The following is a 2,669-nucleotide window of genomic DNA, read 5'->3' on the forward strand; positions in this document are numbered from 1 at the left end:
GAACTCACCGGCGAACCGTCAGGTCATTCCCCGGACAGCACGACCTGCGCGGCGACCCGCGCCTCCTCGGCGCTGTCCGCGGCACGCGCCGCCGCCGCCGCACGCTCGCACTGGGCGAGCGTGTACTTCGCGAGCGTCGCCCGCACATACGGGATCGACGCCGCACCCATCGAGAGGGAGGTGACACCGAGACCCGTCAGCACACACGCCAGCAGCGGATCCGAGGCGGCCTCGCCGCACACACCACAGCTCTTGCCCTCGGCCTTGGCCGCCTCCGCCGCCAGCGCGACCAGGTCGAGCAGCGCGGGCTGCCACGGGTCCTGCAGCCGGGACACCGCACCCACCTGCCGGTCGGCCGCGAAGGTGTACTGCGCCAGGTCGTTCGTACCCAGCGAAAGGAACTCCACCTCCTGCAGCACCGAGCGCGCCCGCAGAGCGGCAGAGGGAATCTCGACCATCGCGCCGAACTTCGCCCGCAGTCCCGCCTCACGGCACGCGTCCGCGAACGCCTTCGCGTCGGCGCGGTCCGCCACCATCGGCGCCATGACCTCGAGGTACACGGGCAGTCCTTCGGCCGCCTTGGCCAGCGCCGTCAGCTGGGTACGCAGCACATCGGGGTGGTCCAGCAGGGTCCGCAGGCCCCGCACGCCCAGCGCCGGGTTCGGCTCGTCGGCCGGAGTCAGGAAGTCGAGCGGCTTGTCCGCGCCCGCGTCCAGCACCCGCACCACCACCCGGCCCTCCGGGAACGCCTCCAGGACCTTGCGGTACGCCTCGACCTGCTTTGACTCCGACGGCGCCTGCTTGCTGTCGTCCAGGAAGAGGAACTCGGTACGGAACAGACCGACGCCCTCGGCCCCGGCCTCCACCGCGGCCGGCACATCGGCGGGACCGCCCACATTCGCCAGCAGCGGCACCTTGTGACCGTCGGACGTCGCACCGGGCCCGGTCGACGCGGCAAGCGCGGCCTTCCGCTCAGCGGCGGCCTGCTCCATCTGCGCGCGCCGCTCGTCGCTCGGCTCGACGAAGATCTCACCGGTGCTGCCGTCGACCGCGATGATCGTGCCCTCGGCCAGCTCACCGGCGCCCGGCAGCGCCACCACGGCCGGCACTCCGAGAGCCCGCGCGAGAATCGCACTGTGGCTGGTCGGCCCACCCTCCTCGGTCACGAAGCCGAGAACGAGCGCCGGGTCGAGCAGTGCCGTGTCCGCCGGAGCCAGATCCCGCGCGATCAGTACGTACGGCTCGTCGCTGTCCGGAACACCCGGCATCGGCACACCCAGCAACCGCGCCACGATCCGGTTCCGTACGTCATCGAGGTCGGCCACCCGCCCGGCCAGATACTCCCCGGCACCCGCCAGCAGAGCCCGGTACGCGGCGAATGCGTCGTACACGGCCCGCTCCGCCGTGCTGCCGACGGCGATCCGGCGCTCGACGTCGGCCATGAGCTCGGGGTCCTGCGCCATCATGGCCTGCGCCTCGAGCACGTGCTGTGCCTCGCCGCCCGCCAGATTGCCGCGCGCAATCAGGTCGGCGGCCACAGCCTCGACGGCCTGGCGAGCGCGCCCCTGTTCGCGTTCGGCCTCGTCCGCCGGGATCTGCTTGGCGGGCGGCTCCAGAACCGCCGTCCCCATATGCCGAACCTCGCCGATCGCCACACCGTGGCTCACGCCGACGCCTCGCAGCGTTGTCTCCATTTCACCCGTCTCCGATTGTGCGGCGGTCCCAGCCACCGCGATGGATGTACAACTGGCCCGTCGACAGGACGGTGAGGTCACTGCCAGCTGAACAGCGTGTCGCCGGCCTTCACGTCGCCGCTATCGATGACATCGGCGAGAGAGTCGGTGGTGGCTTCCAGCGCCACGATGGGGCAGATCGGCGACTTGCCCGCGGCCTCGACGGCGGCCGGGTCCCAGCGCACGATCGGCTGGCCGCTCTTGACGGTGTCGCCCTTGTTGATGAGGAGCTCGAAGCCCTCACCGTTGAGCTGCACGGTGTCGATGCCGAGATGGGTCAGCACACCGTGCCCCTGCCCGTCGACGACGACGAAGGCGTGCGGGTGGAGGGAGACAACGATGCCGTCCACCGGCGAGACGGCCTCCGAGGCTTCACGCTCGGGGTCGATGGCGGTACCGGGACCGACCATCGCGCCGGAGAACACCGGATCGGGCACTGCCGCGAGCCCGATGGCGCGGCCGGCCAGAGGCGACGTCACGGTTGTCATGGGAGCCTCCCAGGGGGCGGAGATCAAGTGGCACCGTCCGCTGCCTGTCGCCGGACGGCGCGCTCTTCTGAGCGTATGTCATAGGAAGTCCAGGTTCCGCATGACAGCTGCCAGTTGGCGGACCTGGATGGCACCGGAAACGATTTGCCTCGTCTACCGGCGACATGTACTGTCGTACCCCTGCCTGACCACGACGCGACTCTGAGCCGTAGGTCGGCAGCACCTATCAAGCCACCATCCTAACTGGTCTAAACCTCTGCATGCCTGCAGGGCGGATGGTCAGGAAGCCAGGAAAAGGCTGGTAGGGTTTGAAAAGCCGGAAAGGGAAATCGCGAATTAAGCGAGAGAACGGTCCGGCAGCCCGCTCCAGCGGGTGGCAGAAACGGAAATCGGATCTGCTAAGCTGGAAACACCGAAGGGAAGCGCCCGGAGGAAAGCCCGAGAGGGT

The 2,669-nt window shown here is 69.6% G+C and carries 2 protein-coding genes; both read right to left on the bottom strand.

Annotation, left to right across the window (positions count from 1 at the left end):
- Positions 1–23: 23 nt before the first annotated feature.
- A complete protein-coding gene (ptsP, locus tag ACWGI8_RS42775) occupies positions 24–1,694 on the bottom strand; it encodes a phosphoenolpyruvate--protein phosphotransferase (RefSeq protein ID WP_453668867.1) in 1,671 nt (556 codons plus the stop codon).
- Between the two features lie 77 nt (positions 1,695–1,771).
- Positions 1,772–2,221: a PTS sugar transporter subunit IIA gene (locus ACWGI8_RS42780; protein ID WP_453668868.1), complete on the bottom strand. Its 450-nt coding sequence runs from the start codon at positions 2,219–2,221 to the stop codon at positions 1,772–1,774.
- Between the last annotated feature and the right edge of the window lie 448 nt (positions 2,222–2,669).

The organism is Streptomyces sp. NPDC054841, from assembly GCF_053611045.1.